General features: G+C 70.0%; 28 protein-coding genes and 1 pseudogene. 26 read left to right on the top strand and 3 right to left on the bottom strand.

Annotated elements, in window-relative coordinates:
• Nucleotides 1–53 precede the first annotated feature (53 nt).
• Together DIZ27_RS38945 and DIZ27_RS38940 are read right to left on the bottom strand one after the other, a co-directional pair.
• Nucleotides 54–215, bottom strand: a pseudogene (locus tag DIZ27_RS38945) (IS1380 family transposase); the annotation flags it as partial.
• Between the two features lie 429 nt (nucleotides 216–644).
• A complete protein-coding gene (locus DIZ27_RS38940; RefSeq protein ID WP_109383096.1) occupies nucleotides 645–962 on the bottom strand; it encodes a sigma factor-like helix-turn-helix DNA-binding protein in 318 nt (105 codons plus the stop codon).
• 150 nt (nucleotides 963–1,112) lie between these two features.
• On the opposite strand from DIZ27_RS38940, the gene DIZ27_RS38935 reads away from it, so the two are divergent.
• The 9 genes from DIZ27_RS38935 (at nucleotide 1,113) to DIZ27_RS38895 (ending at nucleotide 6,352) form a co-directional block, all read left to right on the top strand.
• On the top strand, nucleotides 1,113–1,505 hold the full coding sequence (locus DIZ27_RS38935; protein ID WP_146229072.1) for a hypothetical protein: 393 nt from the start codon (nucleotides 1,113–1,115) through the stop codon (nucleotides 1,503–1,505).
• Nucleotides 1,502–1,693: a hypothetical protein gene (locus tag DIZ27_RS38930; RefSeq protein WP_109383094.1), complete on the top strand. Its 192-nt coding sequence runs from the start codon at nucleotides 1,502–1,504 to the stop codon at nucleotides 1,691–1,693. Before DIZ27_RS38935 ends, DIZ27_RS38930 begins: the two co-directional genes overlap by 4 nt.
• Nucleotides 1,693–1,929: a hypothetical protein gene (locus tag DIZ27_RS38925; protein ID WP_109383093.1), complete on the top strand. Its 237-nt coding sequence runs from the start codon at nucleotides 1,693–1,695 to the stop codon at nucleotides 1,927–1,929. The genes DIZ27_RS38930 and DIZ27_RS38925 overlap by 1 nt, the downstream gene beginning before the upstream one ends.
• Nucleotides 1,930–2,130: 201 nt before the next feature.
• Nucleotides 2,131–3,222 (top strand): helix-turn-helix domain-containing protein, encoded by a 1,092-nt coding sequence (locus DIZ27_RS38920; RefSeq protein ID WP_109383092.1) that lies wholly within the window; start codon nucleotides 2,131–2,133, stop codon nucleotides 3,220–3,222.
• 12 nt (nucleotides 3,223–3,234) lie between these two features.
• The gene (locus DIZ27_RS38915; protein ID WP_109383091.1) at nucleotides 3,235–3,654 is read left to right on the top strand and encodes a hypothetical protein; all 420 of its coding nucleotides are present in this window, start codon (nucleotides 3,235–3,237) and stop codon (nucleotides 3,652–3,654) included.
• Nucleotides 3,651–4,529: a hypothetical protein gene (locus tag DIZ27_RS38910; RefSeq protein WP_109383090.1), complete on the top strand. Its 879-nt coding sequence runs from the start codon at nucleotides 3,651–3,653 to the stop codon at nucleotides 4,527–4,529. Before DIZ27_RS38915 ends, DIZ27_RS38910 begins: the two co-directional genes overlap by 4 nt.
• A gap of 28 nt (nucleotides 4,530–4,557) precedes the next feature.
• On the top strand, nucleotides 4,558–4,974 hold the full coding sequence (locus tag DIZ27_RS38905; protein ID WP_109383089.1) for a hypothetical protein: 417 nt from the start codon (nucleotides 4,558–4,560) through the stop codon (nucleotides 4,972–4,974).
• Complete coding sequence (locus DIZ27_RS38900; RefSeq protein ID WP_109383088.1) at nucleotides 4,971–5,978, top strand: hypothetical protein; 1,008 nt, start codon at nucleotides 4,971–4,973, stop codon at nucleotides 5,976–5,978. Before DIZ27_RS38905 ends, DIZ27_RS38900 begins: the two co-directional genes overlap by 4 nt.
• A gap of 53 nt (nucleotides 5,979–6,031) precedes the next feature.
• On the top strand, nucleotides 6,032–6,352 hold the full coding sequence (locus DIZ27_RS38895; RefSeq protein ID WP_146229071.1) for a hypothetical protein: 321 nt from the start codon (nucleotides 6,032–6,034) through the stop codon (nucleotides 6,350–6,352).
• 60 nt (nucleotides 6,353–6,412) lie between these two features.
• Here the strand turns inward: DIZ27_RS38895 and DIZ27_RS38890 are convergent, their stop codons facing one another.
• Nucleotides 6,413–6,697, bottom strand: a complete 285-nt coding sequence (locus tag DIZ27_RS38890) for a hypothetical protein (RefSeq protein ID WP_109383086.1) — start codon at nucleotides 6,695–6,697, stop codon at nucleotides 6,413–6,415.
• Between the two features lie 169 nt (nucleotides 6,698–6,866).
• Between DIZ27_RS38890 and DIZ27_RS38885 the strand changes: the two genes are divergently transcribed.
• From DIZ27_RS38885 to DIZ27_RS38805, 17 genes are all read left to right on the top strand, one after another.
• Nucleotides 6,867–7,079 (top strand): hypothetical protein, encoded by a 213-nt coding sequence (locus DIZ27_RS38885; protein ID WP_109383085.1) that lies wholly within the window; start codon nucleotides 6,867–6,869, stop codon nucleotides 7,077–7,079.
• A 67-nt stretch (nucleotides 7,080–7,146) separates the two neighbouring features.
• On the top strand, nucleotides 7,147–7,839 hold the full coding sequence (locus tag DIZ27_RS38880; RefSeq protein WP_109383084.1) for a hypothetical protein: 693 nt from the start codon (nucleotides 7,147–7,149) through the stop codon (nucleotides 7,837–7,839).
• A gap of 33 nt (nucleotides 7,840–7,872) precedes the next feature.
• Nucleotides 7,873–8,199 (top strand): hypothetical protein, encoded by a 327-nt coding sequence (locus tag DIZ27_RS38875; RefSeq protein WP_109383083.1) that lies wholly within the window; start codon nucleotides 7,873–7,875, stop codon nucleotides 8,197–8,199.
• 140 nt (nucleotides 8,200–8,339) lie between these two features.
• On the top strand, nucleotides 8,340–8,684 hold the full coding sequence (locus tag DIZ27_RS38870; RefSeq protein ID WP_109383082.1) for a hypothetical protein: 345 nt from the start codon (nucleotides 8,340–8,342) through the stop codon (nucleotides 8,682–8,684).
• A gap of 908 nt (nucleotides 8,685–9,592) precedes the next feature.
• Nucleotides 9,593–9,937: a GIY-YIG nuclease family protein gene (locus tag DIZ27_RS38865; RefSeq protein ID WP_146229070.1), complete on the top strand. Its 345-nt coding sequence runs from the start codon at nucleotides 9,593–9,595 to the stop codon at nucleotides 9,935–9,937.
• Nucleotides 9,938–9,956: 19 nt separating this feature from the next.
• Complete coding sequence (locus DIZ27_RS38860; RefSeq protein ID WP_109383080.1) at nucleotides 9,957–10,481, top strand: hypothetical protein; 525 nt, start codon at nucleotides 9,957–9,959, stop codon at nucleotides 10,479–10,481.
• 30 nt (nucleotides 10,482–10,511) lie between these two features.
• The gene (locus tag DIZ27_RS38855) at nucleotides 10,512–11,069 is read left to right on the top strand and encodes a hypothetical protein (RefSeq protein ID WP_109383079.1); all 558 of its coding nucleotides are present in this window, start codon (nucleotides 10,512–10,514) and stop codon (nucleotides 11,067–11,069) included.
• A gap of 133 nt (nucleotides 11,070–11,202) precedes the next feature.
• Entirely contained in the window at nucleotides 11,203–11,487 is a 285-nt protein-coding gene (locus tag DIZ27_RS38850) for a hypothetical protein (RefSeq protein ID WP_109383078.1), read from the top strand.
• Nucleotides 11,488–11,581: 94 nt separating this feature from the next.
• Nucleotides 11,582–12,646 carry an N-6 DNA methylase gene (locus tag DIZ27_RS38845; RefSeq protein ID WP_109383077.1) on the top strand — a complete coding sequence of 355 codons (1,065 nt, stop codon included), beginning with the start codon at nucleotides 11,582–11,584 and terminating at the stop codon, nucleotides 12,644–12,646.
• Between the two features lie 125 nt (nucleotides 12,647–12,771).
• Nucleotides 12,772–13,269, top strand: coding sequence for a hypothetical protein (locus DIZ27_RS38840; RefSeq protein ID WP_109383076.1), 498 nt, complete (start codon nucleotides 12,772–12,774; stop codon nucleotides 13,267–13,269).
• Between the two features lie 118 nt (nucleotides 13,270–13,387).
• Entirely contained in the window at nucleotides 13,388–14,551 is a 1,164-nt protein-coding gene (locus DIZ27_RS38835; RefSeq protein WP_109383075.1) for a ParB/RepB/Spo0J family partition protein, read from the top strand.
• Between the two features lie 74 nt (nucleotides 14,552–14,625).
• Nucleotides 14,626–14,925, top strand: coding sequence for a hypothetical protein (locus tag DIZ27_RS38830; RefSeq protein ID WP_109383074.1), 300 nt, complete (start codon nucleotides 14,626–14,628; stop codon nucleotides 14,923–14,925).
• A gap of 141 nt (nucleotides 14,926–15,066) precedes the next feature.
• Nucleotides 15,067–15,894 (top strand): SAM-dependent methyltransferase, encoded by an 828-nt coding sequence (locus DIZ27_RS38825; RefSeq protein WP_109383073.1) that lies wholly within the window; start codon nucleotides 15,067–15,069, stop codon nucleotides 15,892–15,894.
• Between the two features lie 114 nt (nucleotides 15,895–16,008).
• Nucleotides 16,009–16,236 carry a hypothetical protein gene (locus DIZ27_RS38820; RefSeq protein WP_109383072.1) on the top strand — a complete coding sequence of 76 codons (228 nt, stop codon included), beginning with the start codon at nucleotides 16,009–16,011 and terminating at the stop codon, nucleotides 16,234–16,236.
• Between the two features lie 69 nt (nucleotides 16,237–16,305).
• Nucleotides 16,306–16,725: a hypothetical protein gene (locus DIZ27_RS38815; RefSeq protein ID WP_109383071.1), complete on the top strand. Its 420-nt coding sequence runs from the start codon at nucleotides 16,306–16,308 to the stop codon at nucleotides 16,723–16,725.
• 74 nt (nucleotides 16,726–16,799) lie between these two features.
• The gene (locus DIZ27_RS38810) at nucleotides 16,800–17,732 is read left to right on the top strand and encodes a hypothetical protein (RefSeq protein ID WP_109383070.1); all 933 of its coding nucleotides are present in this window, start codon (nucleotides 16,800–16,802) and stop codon (nucleotides 17,730–17,732) included.
• Between the two features lie 29 nt (nucleotides 17,733–17,761).
• The gene (locus DIZ27_RS38805) at nucleotides 17,762–18,646 is read left to right on the top strand and encodes a hypothetical protein (RefSeq protein WP_109383069.1); all 885 of its coding nucleotides are present in this window, start codon (nucleotides 17,762–17,764) and stop codon (nucleotides 18,644–18,646) included.
• Nucleotides 18,647–18,890 lie beyond the last annotated feature (244 nt).

Here is an 18,890-nt window from a genome sequence, read left to right as displayed (position 1 = left end):
CGACGTGCCCGCTCTCCCGGCATCCGGCTCTCCGCAAGCCCTCGCAGACGGCCGCTGCGATCGTGGTCCCATGGGGCCAGGGCCGCGGATATGGCCTGGTCAAGGCCGCTCTTGCGGACGGTTTCGACCAGCAGGACCGAACCGGCCTGGGAGACCACGGCCCGGCCGTCCCCCTGGACGCGGACATGGGGATAGGAGCCGGTAGGCTTCTTCACCTGGAAAGTGCCTCTGGATTCAGCGGGAACAAGGACCTAGACAATCCTCATTCTTGCTGGGCAGAGGCCCTTTCTATTTGTGTGACCGCCTGCCGGACAGCCCGCTTCATGAAAGCGCGAGGCTAAGCGGGCGCCGGGACATCCAGCTCGCCAGGAAGGCCCGGTGCTGTCGAAACTCGGGTTCTGGCACACATTCCGTGAAAGATCTTGCTGGCTCTCGCCAGCAGGAGGCGCGCGCGTTACGTGAGCTGCGAGGACCACGCGTCATTGGGGTCCGGGGAGGCCGGACTCCAGATCGCTCACGGAATGTGTGCCAGAACCGAAACTCGTGAACATCTCGCCTCAGCTCCGACAGCCCAGTGCCTCCCGAACCGGTGTAGAAACGCTGCTCCTTCTCGTGGGCAAAGCCATCGGGTGCGCTCATATCTCCTACTCGTGTTGCTCCGGGGTGCCAAGGTCTTCGGCGAGGATCTGTCGCACGCGGCCGAAGCTGATCCCCAACCGGTCGCCAATCTCCCGGTAGGTCATGTCGTCGTCCTCGTGCATCTGCTGAATGGCGCGCTGCCGCTTCCGTCGAATCGCGAGGGCGACTGTCTCGCCCAGCTCGCCGAACTCCTTCGCCCGTGCTTCCGGGGACTTGCTCTGGTCGTCCAGGGCGTCGATTGCGTCGAGCACGCGCTTCACCTCCTCCGCCTCATCGCCCAACGTCCATTCCTCTCCGAGCAGTTCGGGAGGCGGAACACCCATGCCGTCTTGTGTAGGGAAGCTACACGTGTGTAGTGTCCCTACACAAGGCAGGGGTTACCTCCCTGTCCGTGTCCACATAGAGCGGCGCCGGGCGAGTTGTGAGAGGCCGCCCGGCGCCGGTCGCCCACCTGATTCATCCAGGGAGCGAACGTGAGCAAGGTTATCCGTGCGTCCAGTGGGCGCGTAGACGATCCGGGCGGGCGTGTGCAGCTCAGTGCGCCCGTGCGGGACAAGGTGCTCGAGGTCGCCGAGCGGCTGCGGCGCCGGGTGCCCGAGGCGTTGCTGTCGCGGGAGCGTCTCGTTGCGGTCGTCCGTACGCAGGCGGCGGACGGAGGCGCGGCGCTGTGCGCTGTGGTCCTCGCCGCGTTGCCGGACGTCGAGCCAGGGGAGTCCGCGGGCGCGTACGGCGAGCGCGTGCTGATGAGCGCGATGGTGCACTGCGGCCGGCCGATGCGTCGTGAGGGCGGCCAGTACGTGTGTGACAAGTGCGGGGCCAGCAACGACCCGAACGTGGGCCTGCGCCCGGTGGGGGTGGCCCGATGAGCCCGCGTCGGATCAGCACGAAGACGCCGAACCGGGTTGCGTCGGAACCGGCGACGGTCAAGGCGTGCCGGGGTGACCTGCGTACGCCGCAGGAGCAGGCCGCCGCGGCGGACGAGGCGACCGGGCTGCGCGAGTCGGCGCGGTTCCACGCGAAGGCGTCGGCTGAGGCTCCGAGGGGGCGTCGCTGATGGGCGCCTTCGGCAGGATCCGTGACGCGCTCGGCGGCGGGCCGTCGTACACGCCGTCGCCGACGCCGCAGATGTCGTCGGGGGAGCGCGCCAAGGTCGAGAAGCGGCGGGCGCGCGAGGCCCAGCAGGCGGCCGACCGGCGGCGGCGTCACAGGGCGGCCGTCGTGCGGCACGGCGACGCCGCCGGTATCCCGTTCGACTCCGAGCAGAAGCGCCGGTTCGGCTGGCGCCGCTGAGAGGGGGCACCGCCATGCGCTGGCTGTGCCTGCTCGCCATGTTCTGGCCGCTGATTCTGGCGGCCTACCTGCTCGGCCGCTGACACACCGGCCGTGAACCCCATCCGATTCCGGCGCCCGGCCGGGCCCGCTCGAGGACCTCCGCCGACACGCAGGCCCGGCCCTCCCCTCAAGACCCTCACCCCGAAGGAGTACGAGTCCATGTGTGAGCCAACGCCACGCGACCTGAGTAGATGGCAGGTCGTCGTCCTCTCGGTCGCCGCCGTCCCCATGGTCGTGGCCGGTGTCCTCGGCGCTTGGAGCACCTACGGCAACATCGTGTCGGTCTTCCACCGGAGCACGGCCGCACTCGGCGTGGTCGGCTTCGGTGAGGGCGGCACCCTCGTGCTCGCCGTGGTCATGGTCGCGCTGACGATGCTCGGCCAGGCGACGCCACCCCTCGTCCGTGTCGGGGTGTGGGTCGTGCCCGCCGTCGCGTCCGCGACGGGCGCCTACGTTGCGCGCAACGGCTCCGAGGCGGTCGTCTTCGCGGTGACTCCGATCACGATGACGTTCGCCGCCGAGGGCCTCGCACTGATCGCCCGCCGTGTCGTCATCTACCGGACCGGTGTCGACGCCGATGCACAGCGTCGCGCTGAGCGTCGCGCGATGCGCGACGCCGCAACGTTGCACCGCATCAGCTGGCACGGCTCCCGGGCCCGGCACCAGAAGTCGGACCGGGCGAAGTGGTGGCACCACGCCGCAGTGTGGCGGCTGGAGCGTCGTATCCGGCCGACGAGCGCGACGGCCGCCGGCCAGCTCATCGCAGTGCACGACGACCGCGTTGTGCGAGGCGCCGCAGGGGTCCTCGACGCGATGTACGGCGACGTCCCCGCCCCGCCCGTCGAGTTGCCCGCACCGCCGCAGCAACACGACGCCATGCCCGCCCTGGAGGCGGCGCCCGTGCAGGAGCGTCCCGCGCTCGACGCACACTGCGACGACGCATTGCGCCTGTTCGAAGAGCCCCCTGCACCCGGGGAACTCCCGGCCGCAACGCCCGCCGCGAAGCAGCCCGTGGCGACCGCGCAGCAGACCATCACGCCCGAACTCGCAACCGCGGTCGACGACGCACTGAGGGTCGTCGCAGAGGACGACAACATGCGGCTGCTCACCGTCGCAGAGGTCGCCAAGCAGAAGGGCGTCACCCCGGGCACCGTCCGCTCCTGGGTGCACCGCAACAAGCTCAAGCCCGCACGCCGCGACGACGACGGCCGCCTGCACTTCCACCCCGCCGACGTCACAGAACTCGACTAGGAACCACCAGCCATGAACTCGCCCTGCATAGCCGACGACAACGGCCGCCCCTGCCCCCACGGCCCCGACGTCCTGCGCCCCGTCCCGCTGTGCAAGCGGCACCGGATCGAGGTCGCCCTCACCGTCGTCCGCGGCCTGCTGTGCGACGCCCTTGAAACGGCCCTGACCAGCAATGCGACGGGCGTTGCAACGCGCGGCAGCGTTGCAGGCACCCGCGGTGCAACGCCCGTCGCGCGACACCCCGCCAGCACGTCGCAGCCCAAGCGCGACGAGGCGGACGAGCAGGTCGACCGGCTCGTCCTGCTGCTCCGCTGCCAGGCGTCCCTGACGAAGGACGTCGTGGCGAAGCTCCTCGACGTCAGCCCCGCAACGGCCGGCCGCCGCCTGCGACGCGCACGCGCCCGCATCGAAGTAGAGAGGCAGAACCGATGACCGACCAGCACGCCCTCGACCAGGACGAGACGGCGGTCCGTGCGATGCTCCGCAAGCTCGGTGCCCGCCCCGCCGGCCACGCCGTCGACGGCGAGGAACAGCCTGCGCCCGCCGCCGTCGCAGTCCCGCCCCGCCCCGACTACGCCCCGGACGTCCCGGCGCCCGGACCGCCCGGTTCCAGCGCGCCGCGCGTGCCGGACTGGTGGGAGAAGGACAAGCCGCCGCTCGACGCCGAGCCCACCGCGGCGGCCCCGGCCGCCGAGGAGCCCGCCACCGGCGAGGACCCGGCCGACCAGCCGGAGAACGCCGAGCGGGACCAGGAACCCGCCGAGCAGCCCACCCGGCGCCCCCGCCCCCGCATGAGCAAAGTCGAGAAGCGGGCCCGCGCTGACGACCCCGACGACCTGGGCGAAGAGGATGGAGAGAACCCCGAAGACGACGACCAGGCAGTGGGGGAGAGGAAGCCGGGAAAGTGGGCCACGCAGCTGCGCCGCCCACACCGCGAGACCACCCGCCCGCCGTTCGCGACCGCCGTCCCGCTCTACCGCGACGTGGAGAAGCGGTCGCTCGCCGAGATGGTCCACGCGATCCCGGCACACAAGAAGTGGCTGCTGTACGCGGGCAGCGGCTTCGCGACCGGCTGGTACTTCGGCATCCCGCAGTTCGCCCGCGATGCAACGGCCAGCGTCGCGCAGCACAGCGGCCCGTTGCAGGACAACCCCGACATCTACTTCTGGGGCATTGCAGCAGTCGTTGCGATCAGCCTCGACCGCGCCACCCGCCGGTCCTGGTTCCTGATCGCCTGGGCCACCCGCGGCCTGACCGTCTGCATCGCCCTCGGCGCACTGCTGTACGGCAACGACCTCCCACGCTGACCACGCCACACGTAAAGGAAGCAGACCCGTGAAATCCGTGATCCCTGCGCTCGGGATCGTCTCCGTCGCCGTCGTCCTCACCGCTGTGCTCATCCTCGGCACGAAGGAGAAGCAGGAAGGCAAGGCGAAGCCACTCGGCTGGTGGTGGACGCTCATCCTGAGCATGCTCGCCGGATCCGCGTACACGGCCGCCGGCTGGCCGTTCAACATCGTGCCCCAGCTGATCATGGGGGACCTCGTCGGCCTGGCGACCGCCGCCCTGCCCGGCATCACGCTGCCGGGTCTCGTGCTGCTGCTCCTGGTGTTCCTGGCGTGGATAGGGCTCAGCCGCAGACAGGTCGCCGTCCTCGGCATCATCCTGATCCACATCATGGCGGGCGCGGACGGCGGGTTCGGCATCCTCGCCCGGAAGATCCACGACATCGCGATGCACTTCGCCTCATGACCACCGAGACCGAAGGGTCCGAGCCTGAGGCGGGGGAGAGGCCCGAAGCGGGGGAGAGGCCGGAGAAGCTGCGCACACTCGCGATGCCGGACCTCCGCCCCTACGCCGACCCCAAGGCAGTTGCCGGCCTCGCACGCCAAGGCGTCAAAGCCAGCAGCAAACCGGCAGCCAGCCTCGGCCGTCAAGCCCTCGCCGGGCTCGCCGCCGTCGCCCGGTACTTCTGGACCGGAACCCGAACCCTCCTCACCCTGCTCATCGGCTGGCTCACCGGCACCTACGGCACGAAGGGCTCCATCCCCGCCCGCCTCGGGGGAGTGGTCCTGGCGATCCTCGCCACCGGCCACACCATCGCCGAGCACCGCACCCCCGCGGTACTCGGCGTCCTGTGGCTGTGGTTCCAGGCGGCCGTCATGACCGGCCGTGGCCTGCTCGACCGGCTCCTCGGCAAGGCCAAGGCAGAGCCGCCGCAGCCCCCCGCGAAGACCGGCGAGAAGACCCCCCAGCCGGCCCCCGCCGACACCCCCGACCAGGCCCCCGCAGAGGCCCCGCTGACGGCCCTCATCCGGGAGCTGATCGGCGACGACAACGGGGTCCACCTGAGCGTCCTCCGCCCCGCCATGCGGGAGCGCCTCCCCGACCTGGCAGAGGCCGACGACAAGCAGCTCCGGAAGGTCCTCGTCGAGGCCGGCTACAACCCCTCCCGCACGTTCCGGGCGAGGGGGGTCGCCGGGCGCTCCGGTGTGCACCGCGATGAGCTGCCCCCGCTCCCCTCCCCCAGGGGACTCTCCGCCCCGGAGACTCTCCACCCGGATACCCGCGCTGACCTGCGAAAATCTCCGGAGGCGAAGAGTGCGGAGAGTCGTCCGGAGACCGCTCGGAAGGGGCGGCGCAAGCTCCCCGACGGGTGGACCGAAGAGGACGACGCGCGTGGCTACCGGTGGAAGAGAGACCCCAACGGCGGCCCGTCCGCGTGGGTGATGGAACGACGCGAAGACGTCGAATGACCGGCCGACGCAGGAACCGAACAGTCCGTACGAGTAGTGAAAGAGAGGGAACCATGGGCCAGCCAAGGGGCGCGTCCTTCATCATGAGCGGTGACGAGACGCGAGTGAGGAGGGCGCCCGTGGGCGGGCCGTACGCGTACCGCTGTCCGCTGTGCCGGACGACATCGGAGCCAGTCGAGACCCGGGCCGAGGCGAAAGACGAGGGCCAGGACCATCGCGACGAGTTCCACGGCGGCCACCACCCCGACGGCGAGGAGGTCATCCGGGTCGAGCCTGAACCGATGCGGTGGGTCGACGTGCCGCGCGGGCAGAAGATCGCAACGGTCGTCCTCGCCCTGGCCCTGCTGCTGGGCGTCTGGATCAAGACTGGCTGACGAAGGCACGAAGAAGGGCCGCACCGGACGGATCCGGTGCGGCCCTTCGCGCTGTCGGGGCTAGTCCTGCTTCTTGGCCTTGTTGGGCTGCCGGGGCTGGACGCCGTACTCCTGACCGATGGTGCGGAGCGTCGCCTCCGTCCACGGCACGCGCGGGTGCGCGGCGACGGCCGCGTAGGGGAGATCGGAGTCAGCCTTCAGGTCATCGGCCAGCGCCTTGCGGGCTTCGTGGCGCGTCTTCTCTTCCAGCTTGACGGCGTCCTCCCACGCCTTGATGGCGTCGCGGGCGGTCTCGCTGGGCTTGTACTCGGGCAGCGGCTGCTTGCCGAAATAGGGCTTGGGCATGGCTCCAGTCTTTCACGAGTCGGTTTGACCAAACCGGCTAAACGTCAGCGATGACGCCAATCCTTTACCATTTCTTTGTCTAACAAGGTAGTTAAAACTGGCTAGGGCAAATTGATTTGGAAAGGATGAAGGTAGCACCACACACCACTCCCAACAGGAAGGCACGCCCGTGAGCGACAGCACCGACCTCCGCCCCGGCGACCTCGTCGAAGGCGTCGCAGCCGGAAGCACCCACGGCACCGTCCTCCGGCGCCGCCTCGACCGCGAGCCCTGGTCCGGCGGCACCACCAGCGACGGCCGTGAACGCACGGTCGTCAGCGACGGCCGGGGCGTCGACATGCTCTACACCGACACGATCAAGATCATCGAGCGCGCTCAGTAACCCGACCCAACCGGCCGGCCGCCCCCCGGCGGGCGGCCGGCCTACTCCAGGAAGGAACGAACCAATCATGAGCAGCAGCTACGCCGAACGCCTCGCCCAGGGCACCCCGCAGGCCGCCGCCGCCTTCCAGCTCGGCCAGATCGTCGAAGCCGTCGACACCGCCCGCGCCGCCGCCGAGGCGGCCAAGCCGAAGGTGTGGCACTTCGCGAGCAGCGCCGACGCCTGCGCGGCCGTCGACCAGGACCACGTGGCCGACGGGGACGTCCTGGTCGTCGAGTCCGAGCGCGTCGTCGCGTTCGTCGCCGTCATCAACCCGGTCGCCGTCACCGAGCAGCACGGCGCCTTCCACGCGTACAGCAAGCTCGGCAAGCCGGCCCGCGACTACTGCGGAGGCAGCTACGCGGCCAGCGTCGAGCGGGCCGAGCAGGCCGCCCTCGAGCTGGGCTACACGCTCGCCGACCCGGCCGCCGCCCAGGCGGCCCGGATCGCCACGGGCGAGCCAGCCCCCATCGAGATCCCGCGACTGCTCATCGAGCCCGGCGACGTCCTGCACGCCTTCGGCGCCCGCCTGCGGGTCATCGACACCGGAACCCGCATCTCGGCCAGCGGCGAGAGCGAGTGGTGGGCGCTCATCGAGGGCGCCACCGAGGAGGACAGCCGACGCACCTACCGCGGCCAGTGGGGCATCACGGTGCCCGTCGCGACCGCCGCGTGGGACGTGGTGACCGTCGAGCGGGTCCTGCCGACCCCGACCGCCTGACCGGACAGACGACGAGAGAGGACAGAGAGAACCATGACGCAGAGCTTCGAGACCTTCAAGGGTGAGATCGAGCGCGCGTTGTCCGCGTGCGGGCTGGACCCGTACCGGGCGTGCGACGTGAACGCTGCCGCTGCCTTCCTGGATGACGACCAGGACACGAACGCGCCGGACGACTTCTGGACGGTGATCCGCCGCTACCGCACGCCGCAGCGGGAGGCCGTGATCGACCCCGACGACCTGGAGCTGGAGCTGACGGGAGGGTGCGGGCGCTGCGGGCTGGAAGCCGACATGATGTGCGCCGGCTGCGGGCGCTGCAACTGCGACCGGCACGACCAGTGCAAGCGGCCCGCCCGGCAGTAGACGAGAGAGCCGCAGGTCCCCTGACCTGCGGCTCTCTTTGCCTCTTATTTACCAAATCAGGTTATGAAAACTGGCTAGGGTAAGCCGATTCGGAAAGAATGAAAGTAGTTCAAATCACCACCACACGACAGGAGTGGGACATGTGCGGAGCGAAGGCCACCACCGAGCACAGAAGGTGCATCAGGTGCAGGAGGCGGCTGCGTAAGTCGTCGGTCGACGGCCTTGGCCCCAAGTGCCGAGCTCGCATCCGCCGAGCTGCGCGCGCCAACGTCGACCACCCGCAGTGGCAAATCGCCAAGGCCTCCGAGGCGCTCGAGCTCGGTGCCGTGTTCCCGCTCCGCCAGAACCGGGTCTTCCTCGTCGTCTCCGACGACGGCGAGGCGGTGTACCGCACCGCCGCCACCGGCCAGTGCAACTGCCCGGCGGGCCTGCGTTCCGTCCGTTGCTACCACTCGGTCGCCGCTCACCTGGTGGCTGCCGCGTGAACAGCCGAATGAATCCCCGATCCCAACGCGCCTGGAGTGACTTCCAGGAGCGGGTGCAGGAGCTCGGGGGAACCGTCCTCGAACCCTCGTGGCTCGGCACCGGCAAGCCGCACCGCGTGTTGTGCTCCAAGGGCCACGCATGCGCCCCCAGCCCGAACAGCCTGCAGAAGGGACAAGGGCTCTGCCAGGCCTGCGCCGGAAACAGTTCCGTTGCTGCGGAGGCTGCGTTCCGAGCGCGGCTCGCCGAGCTCGGCGCGACCCTCCTCGAACCGAAGTGGCTCGGCAGCGGTATGCCCCATCGGGTGCGGTGCGCCAAGGGCCACGAATGCGCCCCGCGGCCGAACGATGTCCAGCGCGGACGTGGGATTTGCCGGACCTGCGTGGGTCTTGATCCGAAGGCGGCCGAGGCTGCGTTCCGTGTGCGGCTCGCTGAACTTGGCGCGACGCTCCTCGAACCGCAGTGGCTCGGCAACCAGGAGCCGCACCGGGTCCGTTGCGCCCAGGGTCACGACTGCAAGCCGCGACCCAATCGCGTTCAGCAGGGGCAGGGCATCTGCCGGACCTGCACGGGTCTTGATCCAAAGGCGGCCGAGGCCGCCTTCCGGGCACGTCTGGCCGAGCAGGGCGCCACCCTTTTGGAGCCAGCGTGGCTCGGCAACCGGGAGCCGCACCGGGTCCGTTGCGCCCAGGGTCACGACTGCAAGCCGCGACCCAATCGCGTTCAGCAGGGGCAGGGCATCTGCCGGACCTGCGCTGGACGCGACTCGGAGGCGACCGAGGCGGCGTTCCGGGCGCGAGTCGCCGAACTCGGTGGAGTCGTCCTCGAACCGACGTGGCTTGGTGGGCGCGTGCCGCACCGGATCCGTTGCGCCCAGGGCCACGACGGCGCCCCGTGGCCGAACAGTGTCTTGCAGGGACAGGGGATCTGCCGGAAGTGCAAGGGCAAGGCGTGGGACGTCCTGTACGTCGTCCAGGACGAGGCGGGCGACGTGGTCAAGATCGGCGTCACGTCCGGCGATCCACGAGACCGGCTCCGCCGCCATCGGCGCAGTGACCTGGACCAGGTCGTGCGTCTGTTCACCGGACTACCGGAGGGCGTCGCGTACGAGCTGGAGCAAATGGTCCTCGCCGTCCTGCGCGACGCCGGCGAGGCCCCGGTGCGCGGCCGCGAGTACTTCCCCAGCCGGGTCCTCCCGCTGGTCCTGAACCTCATTGACCACCACCCCTCAACCCGACCGGCGTCCAACGCCTGATCACGAAGGAGAATCGCCCATGTCCGCATATCTCGCCACCGTCCGCCGCCTGAGGAGCCTCGCCACCGTCGTGCGCGGCCGGGCGTACCACCCGCAGCGCTACATGATCGAGACGCTCGCCGGGGCCATCGAGGACGCTGCGATCGCCATCCAGTCGTCCCCGGTCGACGAACCCGGCCAGCTCCCCCTCGCGGCGATCGGCAACCTGCGGGAGGCCACCGACCTGCTCACCCAGCACGACTTCATGATCCCGGCGGCGATCCTCGGCTACGCGACCGCGCCGATCGCCGGGGTCATGCCGAAGATGGAGCCGCTCCAGGCGGTCAGCGTGCAACTCGCCCGCCAGGACGCGGACCTACGCGCCCGCCGGATCGCCATCGTCGAGCACGGCCACCTGAACGCGCGCCACGAGGACGTGCTGAACGCGGCCCTCACCGGGCTGATCGTCCTCCACCGCAAGCACGACCGCCTGGCCGCCGCCGTCGCCGTCGACAACGACCGGCCCTGCAACCGCGGCAAGGCCCCCGCCGACCTCACCCACTGACCAGCCCCGACCAGAAACAGGAGTGCCCCCATGACCATCGAGTTCGCGACCCGCGTCGACCAGCTACCGGACTTCTTCGAGATGCCCTGCATCGCGTGCGAGGTCACCGGCGACACCGGCCAGGCCAGCAGCACCGTCTCCGCCACCAGCGGCCTCGGCCTCGGCTCGTGCAGCGACCACATCGAGGTGACCGCCCAGGTGCTGCGCCGGCTGCGGAGCTACGACCTGACCGGCCTGCGCGCCTCGTTCCTGACGGCCGGGATCATCCCCGAGCCGCAGCACGACCACGGCACCGGCGAGGGCGTCGTCTACGGCAGACTCCCCGGCTCCGGAGCCCGCGACCACTCCCACTCGGCCGCCGACGTGATGTTCGGCCGGATCCCCCTGCGCACCGCACGCCCCCGCCCCGCTCGTCCGGTTCCGCTCGACCGGATCCTGTACCGGGTGCGGCTGGTCTGGCCGGACGCTCAGTGGGTGCTGCGGGAGCCGGGCGTGAGGCCGTCGCTCACCTGGCGGGGTGGGCCGAGCGTCGAGGAGGTCGCCGAGGAGCTGCGGCGGCCGGACATCGACATGACGCGCACCGCCTGACAGCCCTCTGACCTGCGGGTTCCTTAGAAGATTCTTTACCTAAACGGCTTGTTAAAACTGGCTAGAGCAAGCCGTTTAGGAAAGAATGAAAGTAGTTCAAAGCGCACCAAATCACCCGGAAAGGGAGCCCGCCATGGACACCGCCACGATCTCCGCCGTCTTCACCAAGGCCGCCACCGCCACCGCCTGGACCCAGACGAACCTCGGCAAGGTCACCGAGGTCACCCACGAGGGCCAGACCTGGACGGTCCTCCTGCCCGGCATGGGCACCGACGAGGCCGGCGAGGCCACGCCGAGCAAGGCCCGGATCACCGGCCGGCTCGGCTACGGCGGCACCACCTTCGAGGACATCGAGGCCACCTGGGGCCAGACGATGGGCATCGTCGAGGCCGCCGTCTCCGCCACCCGCGTTCTCTGACCCCCGGGGCCCGGTGCCAGACGGCACCGGGCCCTCACCCCGGCCCGGCACCCGGCGCGGTGCCGGGCTTCCTTATGCGCACACGGAGGAAGCCATGGAACAGCTCGACCTCTTCGCCGACCTCGGCGAGCCCGAAGCCCCCAAGCCCGAGAAGACGATCACCCTGCCGAAGCCGACCGCCGGCCAGTGGGCATCTGCCGTGGCCAAGCCGCAGCCGCAGCAGGCGGAGCAGCCGGCCCTCATCGAACCCGAGGCCCCCCGCCAGTTCGGTCCGGAGCGCTTCAGCCTGAGCCCCGCCGACGGCGCCACCTTCGGGGAAGCGGTCTGCGCCGCCTGGCACGGGGCGCACGGCGGGAGCCGCATGGAGATCCCGCTCGGCATCGTGGCGACCCTCGCCCTGTGGCCGCAGAAGGGGTACCCGCGGACCCTCGCGAAGTTCTTCAAGGGCCTGGACGTCCACCAGCTGCTCGCGTGCGTCCGGGAGGTCGCCGCCTACTGGTGGATGCGCCGCCCCGACCTCATCGACACCGCATCGGTGCTGTTCCAGTGGGCGGAGGAGGACAACCACACAGCGAACGAGCTGCACGCGATCCGGGCCACGTTCCACGCTGCGCTGGACCACAACGCGCTCGACCACACCGGGCACGAGGACCCCGAGCCGAACAGCTGGATCGACCTCATGTCGTGGACGGTCACCGCCCTGCGGCACAACACGGCCCGGCAGGGCCTCGGCGAGTACCACACCCCGCCGGAGGTCTGCGACATGATGGCCGCGCAGATCATCGGCCGGGACCGCGAGGCGATCCACGAGGGCTACTCGCTCCTCGACCCGTGCGCCGGCACCGGCGGCATGTTCCGGTCCGCAGCCCAGCACCTGCGCAGCATGGGTCTGGACCCGGCCAAGTTCACCTGGTTCGCGCAGGAGATCGACCCGCTCGCCGCAGCCAGCTGCGCGGTCAACATGATCGTGTGGGGGATGGGGCCGAACGCCATGGTGGCCTGCGGTGACACGCTCGCCGAGGGCGACCTGTGGCCCCGGGCCGTCGAGCACCGCCGCGCCATGGTCGAACGCCGGGACGACGTCCAGGCTCAGATGGCCATCGCCTACGCGCTGGGCCGCGTTGAGCAGCTCGTAGGCGCGTCCTCTGAAGCGGCCTGACCTGCGGTTTCCTTGTCCGTTCTTTTACCAAAACGGCTTGTTAAAACTGGCTAGGGCAAGCCGTTTCGGAAAGAATGAAAGTAGTTCAAAGCACACCAACCAGCCACGGACAGAGGGAGAGCGCAGTGAAGTTCGCAGAGATCGCCGAGGAGATCGAGCTGATCATCGAGATTGGCAAGGCCGGCGACGCACTCGACCTGGCCCGGCGGCTGGTCGGTGAGCGGCTCACCACCTGGGCGATCGACGTCCGCCGAACCGTGGCGAACGGAGTGCTCGACCGGGACGCGCTCCGCGTGATCGGGGAGCGGGCCGCCAGGGCTGCGCGGCCGGTGCCGGTCGACTGGAGTCTGGTCGCCGAGCTGGAGGCCGTGGGTGCCGGCCTGCGCGCCGCCCTGGCGGCCGACGCCGCGATGCCGCGCGCCGAGCGCCGCGAGCGCAGCGCGCAGCGGTGGGCCGCGCAGCAGCGGTACGAGGAGCGCGTGCGCGACTACAACGAGAAGGTCGACCACGTGAACCGCGAGCGCGGCCGTGCCCGCAACCGGGCGCAGGCCGCTGCGGTGCGCGCGAAGACCTGCATGAAGTGCTTCCAGGTGCCCGCCGCCAGCGGCGAATGCGGCTGCTGACCTGCGGTTTTCTTAGAAGTTCTTTTACCTAATCAGCTTGTTAAAACTGGCTAGGGCAAGCCGATTAGGAAAGAATGAAAGTAGTTCAACCCCCCAACCACTCATGAAGGGAAGCGAAATGACCGCCACCGAGACCGCCACCGAGACCCCCGCCATCGAGACCGTCACCGAGGCCCCCGCGAAGAAGGCCCCGGTCGCGAAGAAGCCCGCGCGGAAGGCCCCGGCGGCCAAGGCGGCCCCCGCGAAGAAGGCGGCCCCCAAGCAGGCCGGCGACGAGAAGCGGACGCAGCTCCGCACGATCCCGACCAGCAAGATCGACCGCGACCCGGGCCAGCCCCGCGAGCACTTCGACGAGGCCGCGCTTCAGGAGCTGGCCAAGTCCATGGAGAAGCTGGGCCAGCTCCAGCCGATCAACGTCCGGTACAGCGAGGACACGAAGCGGTTCACGATCATCATGGGCGAGCGCCGCTGGCGGGCCGCCCAGATGGCCGGCCTCACCCAGATGAAGGCCGTCGTCATGCACGGCGTCAGCGAGGGCCGTGAGACGTTCGCGATGGCCGTCGCCGAGAACGTCGGCCGCGCGGACATGACCCCGGTCGAAGAAGCGAAGGCGTTCCACAAGCTGGTCGAGGCCGACTACACGGTCGACGAGGTTGCCGAGCTGGTCGGCAAGTCCGCCGCCTACGTCCAGTGGCGGATCGACCTGCTGAACCTCTGCCCGGAGGCCCGCGAGGCCCTGGTGAAGGGCCAGCTCCCGGTCGGCCTCTCCTGGTACGTCGGGAAGCTGTCGAACCAGAACCAGGTGCGGTTCCTCGCCCGCTGGGTGCGCGGCGACTTCAAGAGCGCCCGCGACGCCGAGAGCTTCGCGCAGGCCCTCCACACCGAGGAGAAGCGCCAGGAGGAACAGGGATCGTTCTTCGTCCTCTCCGACGAGGCGGCAGCCGCCCGCAAGGACAACGGGCAGGACGCCCTGCCGGGCTCCCTCGACGTCCCCGACGACGAGCGAGAGCGGATCCTCGCCGACCGCAGCAAGCTCGTCGGGAAGATCGACAAGCTGGGCCAGGCCGGAGAGATCCTGTCGCTCCTCGCGGCGACCGACCCCGAGGAACTGGCCCTGCTGCTCGCCGGCACGCCCGGCGGCATCGGCGGCCACCGCCTGCGCATCAAGCACCTCCAGGACATCGCGACCAAGGCGATGGCGAACCTCCGCAAGGCGGAGATGGTCGCCGAGGTCCGCGCCAACGGCCTGACCGTCAACCCGGACGCCGAGACCGCCGCCTGACCTCCCCACTCACCGGCGCCCCGTCCAGGCAGCGGGCGGGGCGCCCCCCTTCAACACCCCAGGAGACAGCAGTCATGAACCGCCCCGTCAGCTATCACAGCCAGCCCGTCCCGACCTTCACCCTGTACGACGTCGCGAAGGCCGCCCTGGAGCACTGCGGCGACCAGTGGCGGGCGGCGCCCGGCCCCTGGGCGACCACCGGCCACCTGTGGGCCTGGGACAACACCCCGTTCACGATCGGCGCCCTGCCGACCGGCGAGCTGTTCGTCCGCAACGACCAGCTCGGCGACGCCCTCCCGCTGACGGTCAAGCCGACCGACGACCTCGACACCATCGGACGGGCGGTCGCCGAGATCACCGGCCACCTCTACTGATCCAAGCCCCGTTCACGCGGCCCGAACCCATACCCCCCGAACGGGGCCCACGGGCGGCCCAAACGGCACCCAACAGGCCAACACAAGCCCCCCTAAGCCCCGTTCGGGCAGCCCGAACCCATATCCCTCGAAAGGACCGAGATGGAGATCCCAAGCGGCGTCTACGACGTCCTCACCGACCCCCGCACGGTCATAGCCGACGACCGGGTGCAGATCCCGTTCGAGCTCGACCGCGCCCGGTACGAGCAGGTCAACAAGATCCTGAAGGAGATCGGCGGCCGGTGGGACGGCCGGAAGACGGTGCGCGCCCACGTCTTCCCGTTCCCGGTGCAGGAGTTCATGCGGGCCTGCCTGGCGACCCGCGAGTTCCCCACCCGGTACGAGCAGGGCTGGTACCCGACCCCGACGCGGGTGGTCGACGAAATGCTCGCGCACGCGGGCATCCGCGAGGGCATGAGCGTCCTCGAGCCCTCGGCCGGCACCGGCTCGATCGTCGGGCCCGCCGTCGAGTGCGGCGGAGTCGTCGACTGCGTCGAGATCGACGAGCGGCGCGCCCGCGTCCTCCGCGAGCAGGGCACGGCCCGCCGCGTGGTGCACGCGGACTTCCTCGACCTCGACCCGCTCGACTGCCCCAACGGCTACCGCAGGGTGCTGATGAACCCGCCGTTCTCGGCGGCCGTGCAGCACGTGAAGCACGCGATGGGCTTCCTCCACGACGACGGCACGCTCATCGCGGTCCTGCCCGAGTCGGGGATGTGGCACAGCGACCGCGCGACCGTCGAGTTCCGCGAGCTGATCGCCCTCGCCGAGGGCACGTTCGCCCCGCTGCCCGACGAGTCGTTCGCACCGTCCGGGACGAGCGTGCGCACCGTGCTCCTCGTCGTCGACGCCGAAGCCGGCGGGCCACTGCCCACCCACGGCTGGCACCAGGCGCAGCCCCGGCAGCTCGACCTGTTCGCGCTCGCCTGACCTGCGTTTCTTTGCCTCCTTTTTGCTTACCCAGCTTGTTAAAACTGGTTAGGGTAAGCCAATTCAGAAAGAATGAAAGGAGCACACCAACCACCCACCAGAAAGGCCAAGGCCATGGAAAACCAGGACATCATCACGGCCATCAACAGCGGAGACCTCTTCATCCTCCGTCGTGAGGAAATGGCCACCCTCCTCCCCTGGCTCCGGGAAACCCTCACCAGCCAGGAGAGGAAGGACGAGAACTCGGAAATCTGCCAGGTCATGGCCAGGGTCATGGGGACCGCGAACCAGGTTTACGGCACCGAGTCGTTCAATCGAGACACCTGCATCTGTAAGGGCTAACGGCCCACAGCAGAGGGGGCCGCTCAGGCGGCCCCCTCCAACACCAACCCACATCCCGAAGGGACCCGAATGGATCTCGCTACCTGTACCTACCAGGAGTTCACGCCCGGCATGGGCGCTCCGATCCGCACCACCGCCGGGCACCCCCGCTTCCCGCTCGGTTACGAACTGGCCGGCCATGCCCGGCTGATCACCCCCACGCGGGAGCTGCTCGCGCAGAACCTGCCGCAGGACGCCTACGAGTTCAGCTACCGGCGCATCCTGAACGGGCACGGCATCAACCGGATCTACGCCGAGCTGGCCGGCCTGGCGGCCCGCAACGGCGGCGCCCGCCTGGTCCTGCTCTGCTTCGACCGCTTCGACAAGCTGAAGCCCGCAGACGCCTGGTGTCACCGCCGGATGCTGGCCACCTGGTGGTTGGAGCAGACCGGCGAGGAGGTCCCGGAACTCGGCTCCCTGCCGACGGTCCCGCCGCCCTCCCTCTTCTGACCCACACCCCCTCGTGACGGGCGGGACGCCCGGCGTCCCGCCCGTCACCCATGCCCGGAAGGAACGAACACCCCATGCGAAGCAACGAGAAGATGATTGAGACCCGCGTCTGCCTCGACGACGCGATCGGCCCGTACGAAGCGAAGCTGGACCCCACGAATCTGTGGAACGGCTGGCTCTCGCCCCACTTCACCCTCGACACCGTCCGGCAGCTGGCCGACCGGACGGTGGAGATGGCCGATGAGTACGGCTTCGACGCCATACCGACGGTGCACGTCATCGACGGCCGCGCCGACAGCCCGAGCAGCGTGCACGTCATCGAGGGCGGTACCGACCGGGAGGGCAACCTGCGGCGGACCGTCGTCCACGTCCGCTGGCCGCTGGCCAGCGAGGACCCGGAGAGGGCGGTGAGCTTCTTCACCGTCCGGCCCGGCGCCGAGGTGCAGACCGTTGAACCCGCCGGCGAGGGCGAGCCCCGCTCGGTCGTCTTCACCATGGACTGGCCGTGGTGGAACGAGACCGACGACGGCGGACAGGCCGGTGACGTCTACGAGCTCGACGACGAGGGCCGCTACGCGGTCGGCGCCTGGTCGTGGTGCTGGAACTACGCCGGATGGGGGTGTCCCTGCGGCCTGGACAACCACTGGCACGTGACCCAGTGCGAGATCTGCGGCATGGAACGCGAGAAGGCCGTCACGCTGATGGACGCGAGCAGCCAGGTCGGCCAAGTGCTGCGCAGACTCGTCCCCGAGGCGACGTCAGCCCTAGTCGACCTGACCGGCCTCCCCCTCATCCACCAGGTGTTCGCCGGCGACACCGAGATCGACATGGCCGACGACACCGGCCCGTTCGACACCGAGACGCTCGGCGCGGCCGACACGATCCTGCGCGAGGCCCTCGACGCCGCCGCCCCGGTCGACCTCGCCGCGGCCGGATGGGAGCACGTCCCCGACGAGCAGTCCGACCGCCTGTACCGGATCACCTTCCCGGCCGCCCGCACCCACTGACCTCCATCCCGACGAAACGAGGACGTCACATGACGAACCAGCCCCCCTCCCGACCCGCCTACCAACTCCCCGACAGCCACGCGCTCGGCGCGGCCGTCACCAAGGCCCTGGACGACGCCCGGCAGGCCAACGGGCAGCTCGGCCGGGTCATAGCCGTCGTCACCGCCGCGGCGGTGCGCGACGTCCTGACCGGCCACCAGCCCGACGCCCTGTTCGACGCGGCCCGCCTCGAGCTGGTCGAAGGAGAAGACGGCTCACTGTTCCCGACCGGCCGGTACTGGGCGCAGGCCGGCGAGGAGCGCACGTTCACCGAGGCCGTCGGCCTGACCGAGGCCGGGAACGCTGTGCACGACATGAGCGGGTGGACGGCCTGCCTGGACGACGCCACCCGGCACGCCTGGCGCCCGCTGTGCGAGGAGCTGCCCGACCACGACGGCAGGCCCGCCTACTCGCTCGACCTCGCCCGGGCGGCAGCCCTCACCATCGACGAGCCCGCCCCCGCCGAGGCAGCCGGCGGGAACGGGATGGTCGAGGTCCTGGTGTGCTCGAACGACCGCCAGCACTACCCGGCCCTGGTGGACCCCGTCGACCAGCACGACGGCTACGTGCGGCCCTGGTTCGACCTGGCGACCGTCCGCCGGATCGCGGCCGACACCCGGCGCGACGCCCGCCAGCACGGGCACGGCTCGATCGACACCGTGCACGTCCTGACCGGCAAGGTGAACCGCACCCGGCACAAGGTGGTGCTGGCCATCTGCTGGATGTGGCTCGGCGGCGACAAGCGCCAACAGGCGGTCGAGGTCCTCCACCCGAACGAGGACGGCCGGTACGCGGTCGGCGGGCACGACTGGTGCTGGTACGCCCTTGACGACGACCTGAACCCGCAGATTCCGTTCCAGCCGACACCCCGCTGACCTGACCCTATGAGGGCCGGGCCCCCTTCCCTGCTCAGCCCGGCGGTACCTACTGTCCGGGTATGTACGGGCTCGGGAAGGAGGCCCTCAATGTCTGTCTACGTCGGTATCGACGTGCACCGCAAGCGTTCGCAGATCGCCGTGGTCGAGGACGACGGTGCGGTGCAGGTCAACCGGAATGTGCCGAACGGGGTCAAGACGGTGCTGTCGGTGATCGGAGATCTGCCGATCGGTGCGCCGGTGG

Source organism: Streptomyces sp. NWU339 (assembly GCF_003143855.1).
Classification (GTDB): domain Bacteria; phylum Actinomycetota; class Actinomycetes; order Streptomycetales; family Streptomycetaceae; genus Streptomyces.
The sequence above is the reverse complement of the archived record's forward strand: the minus strand, read 5'-3'. Positions and strand labels throughout refer to the sequence as shown.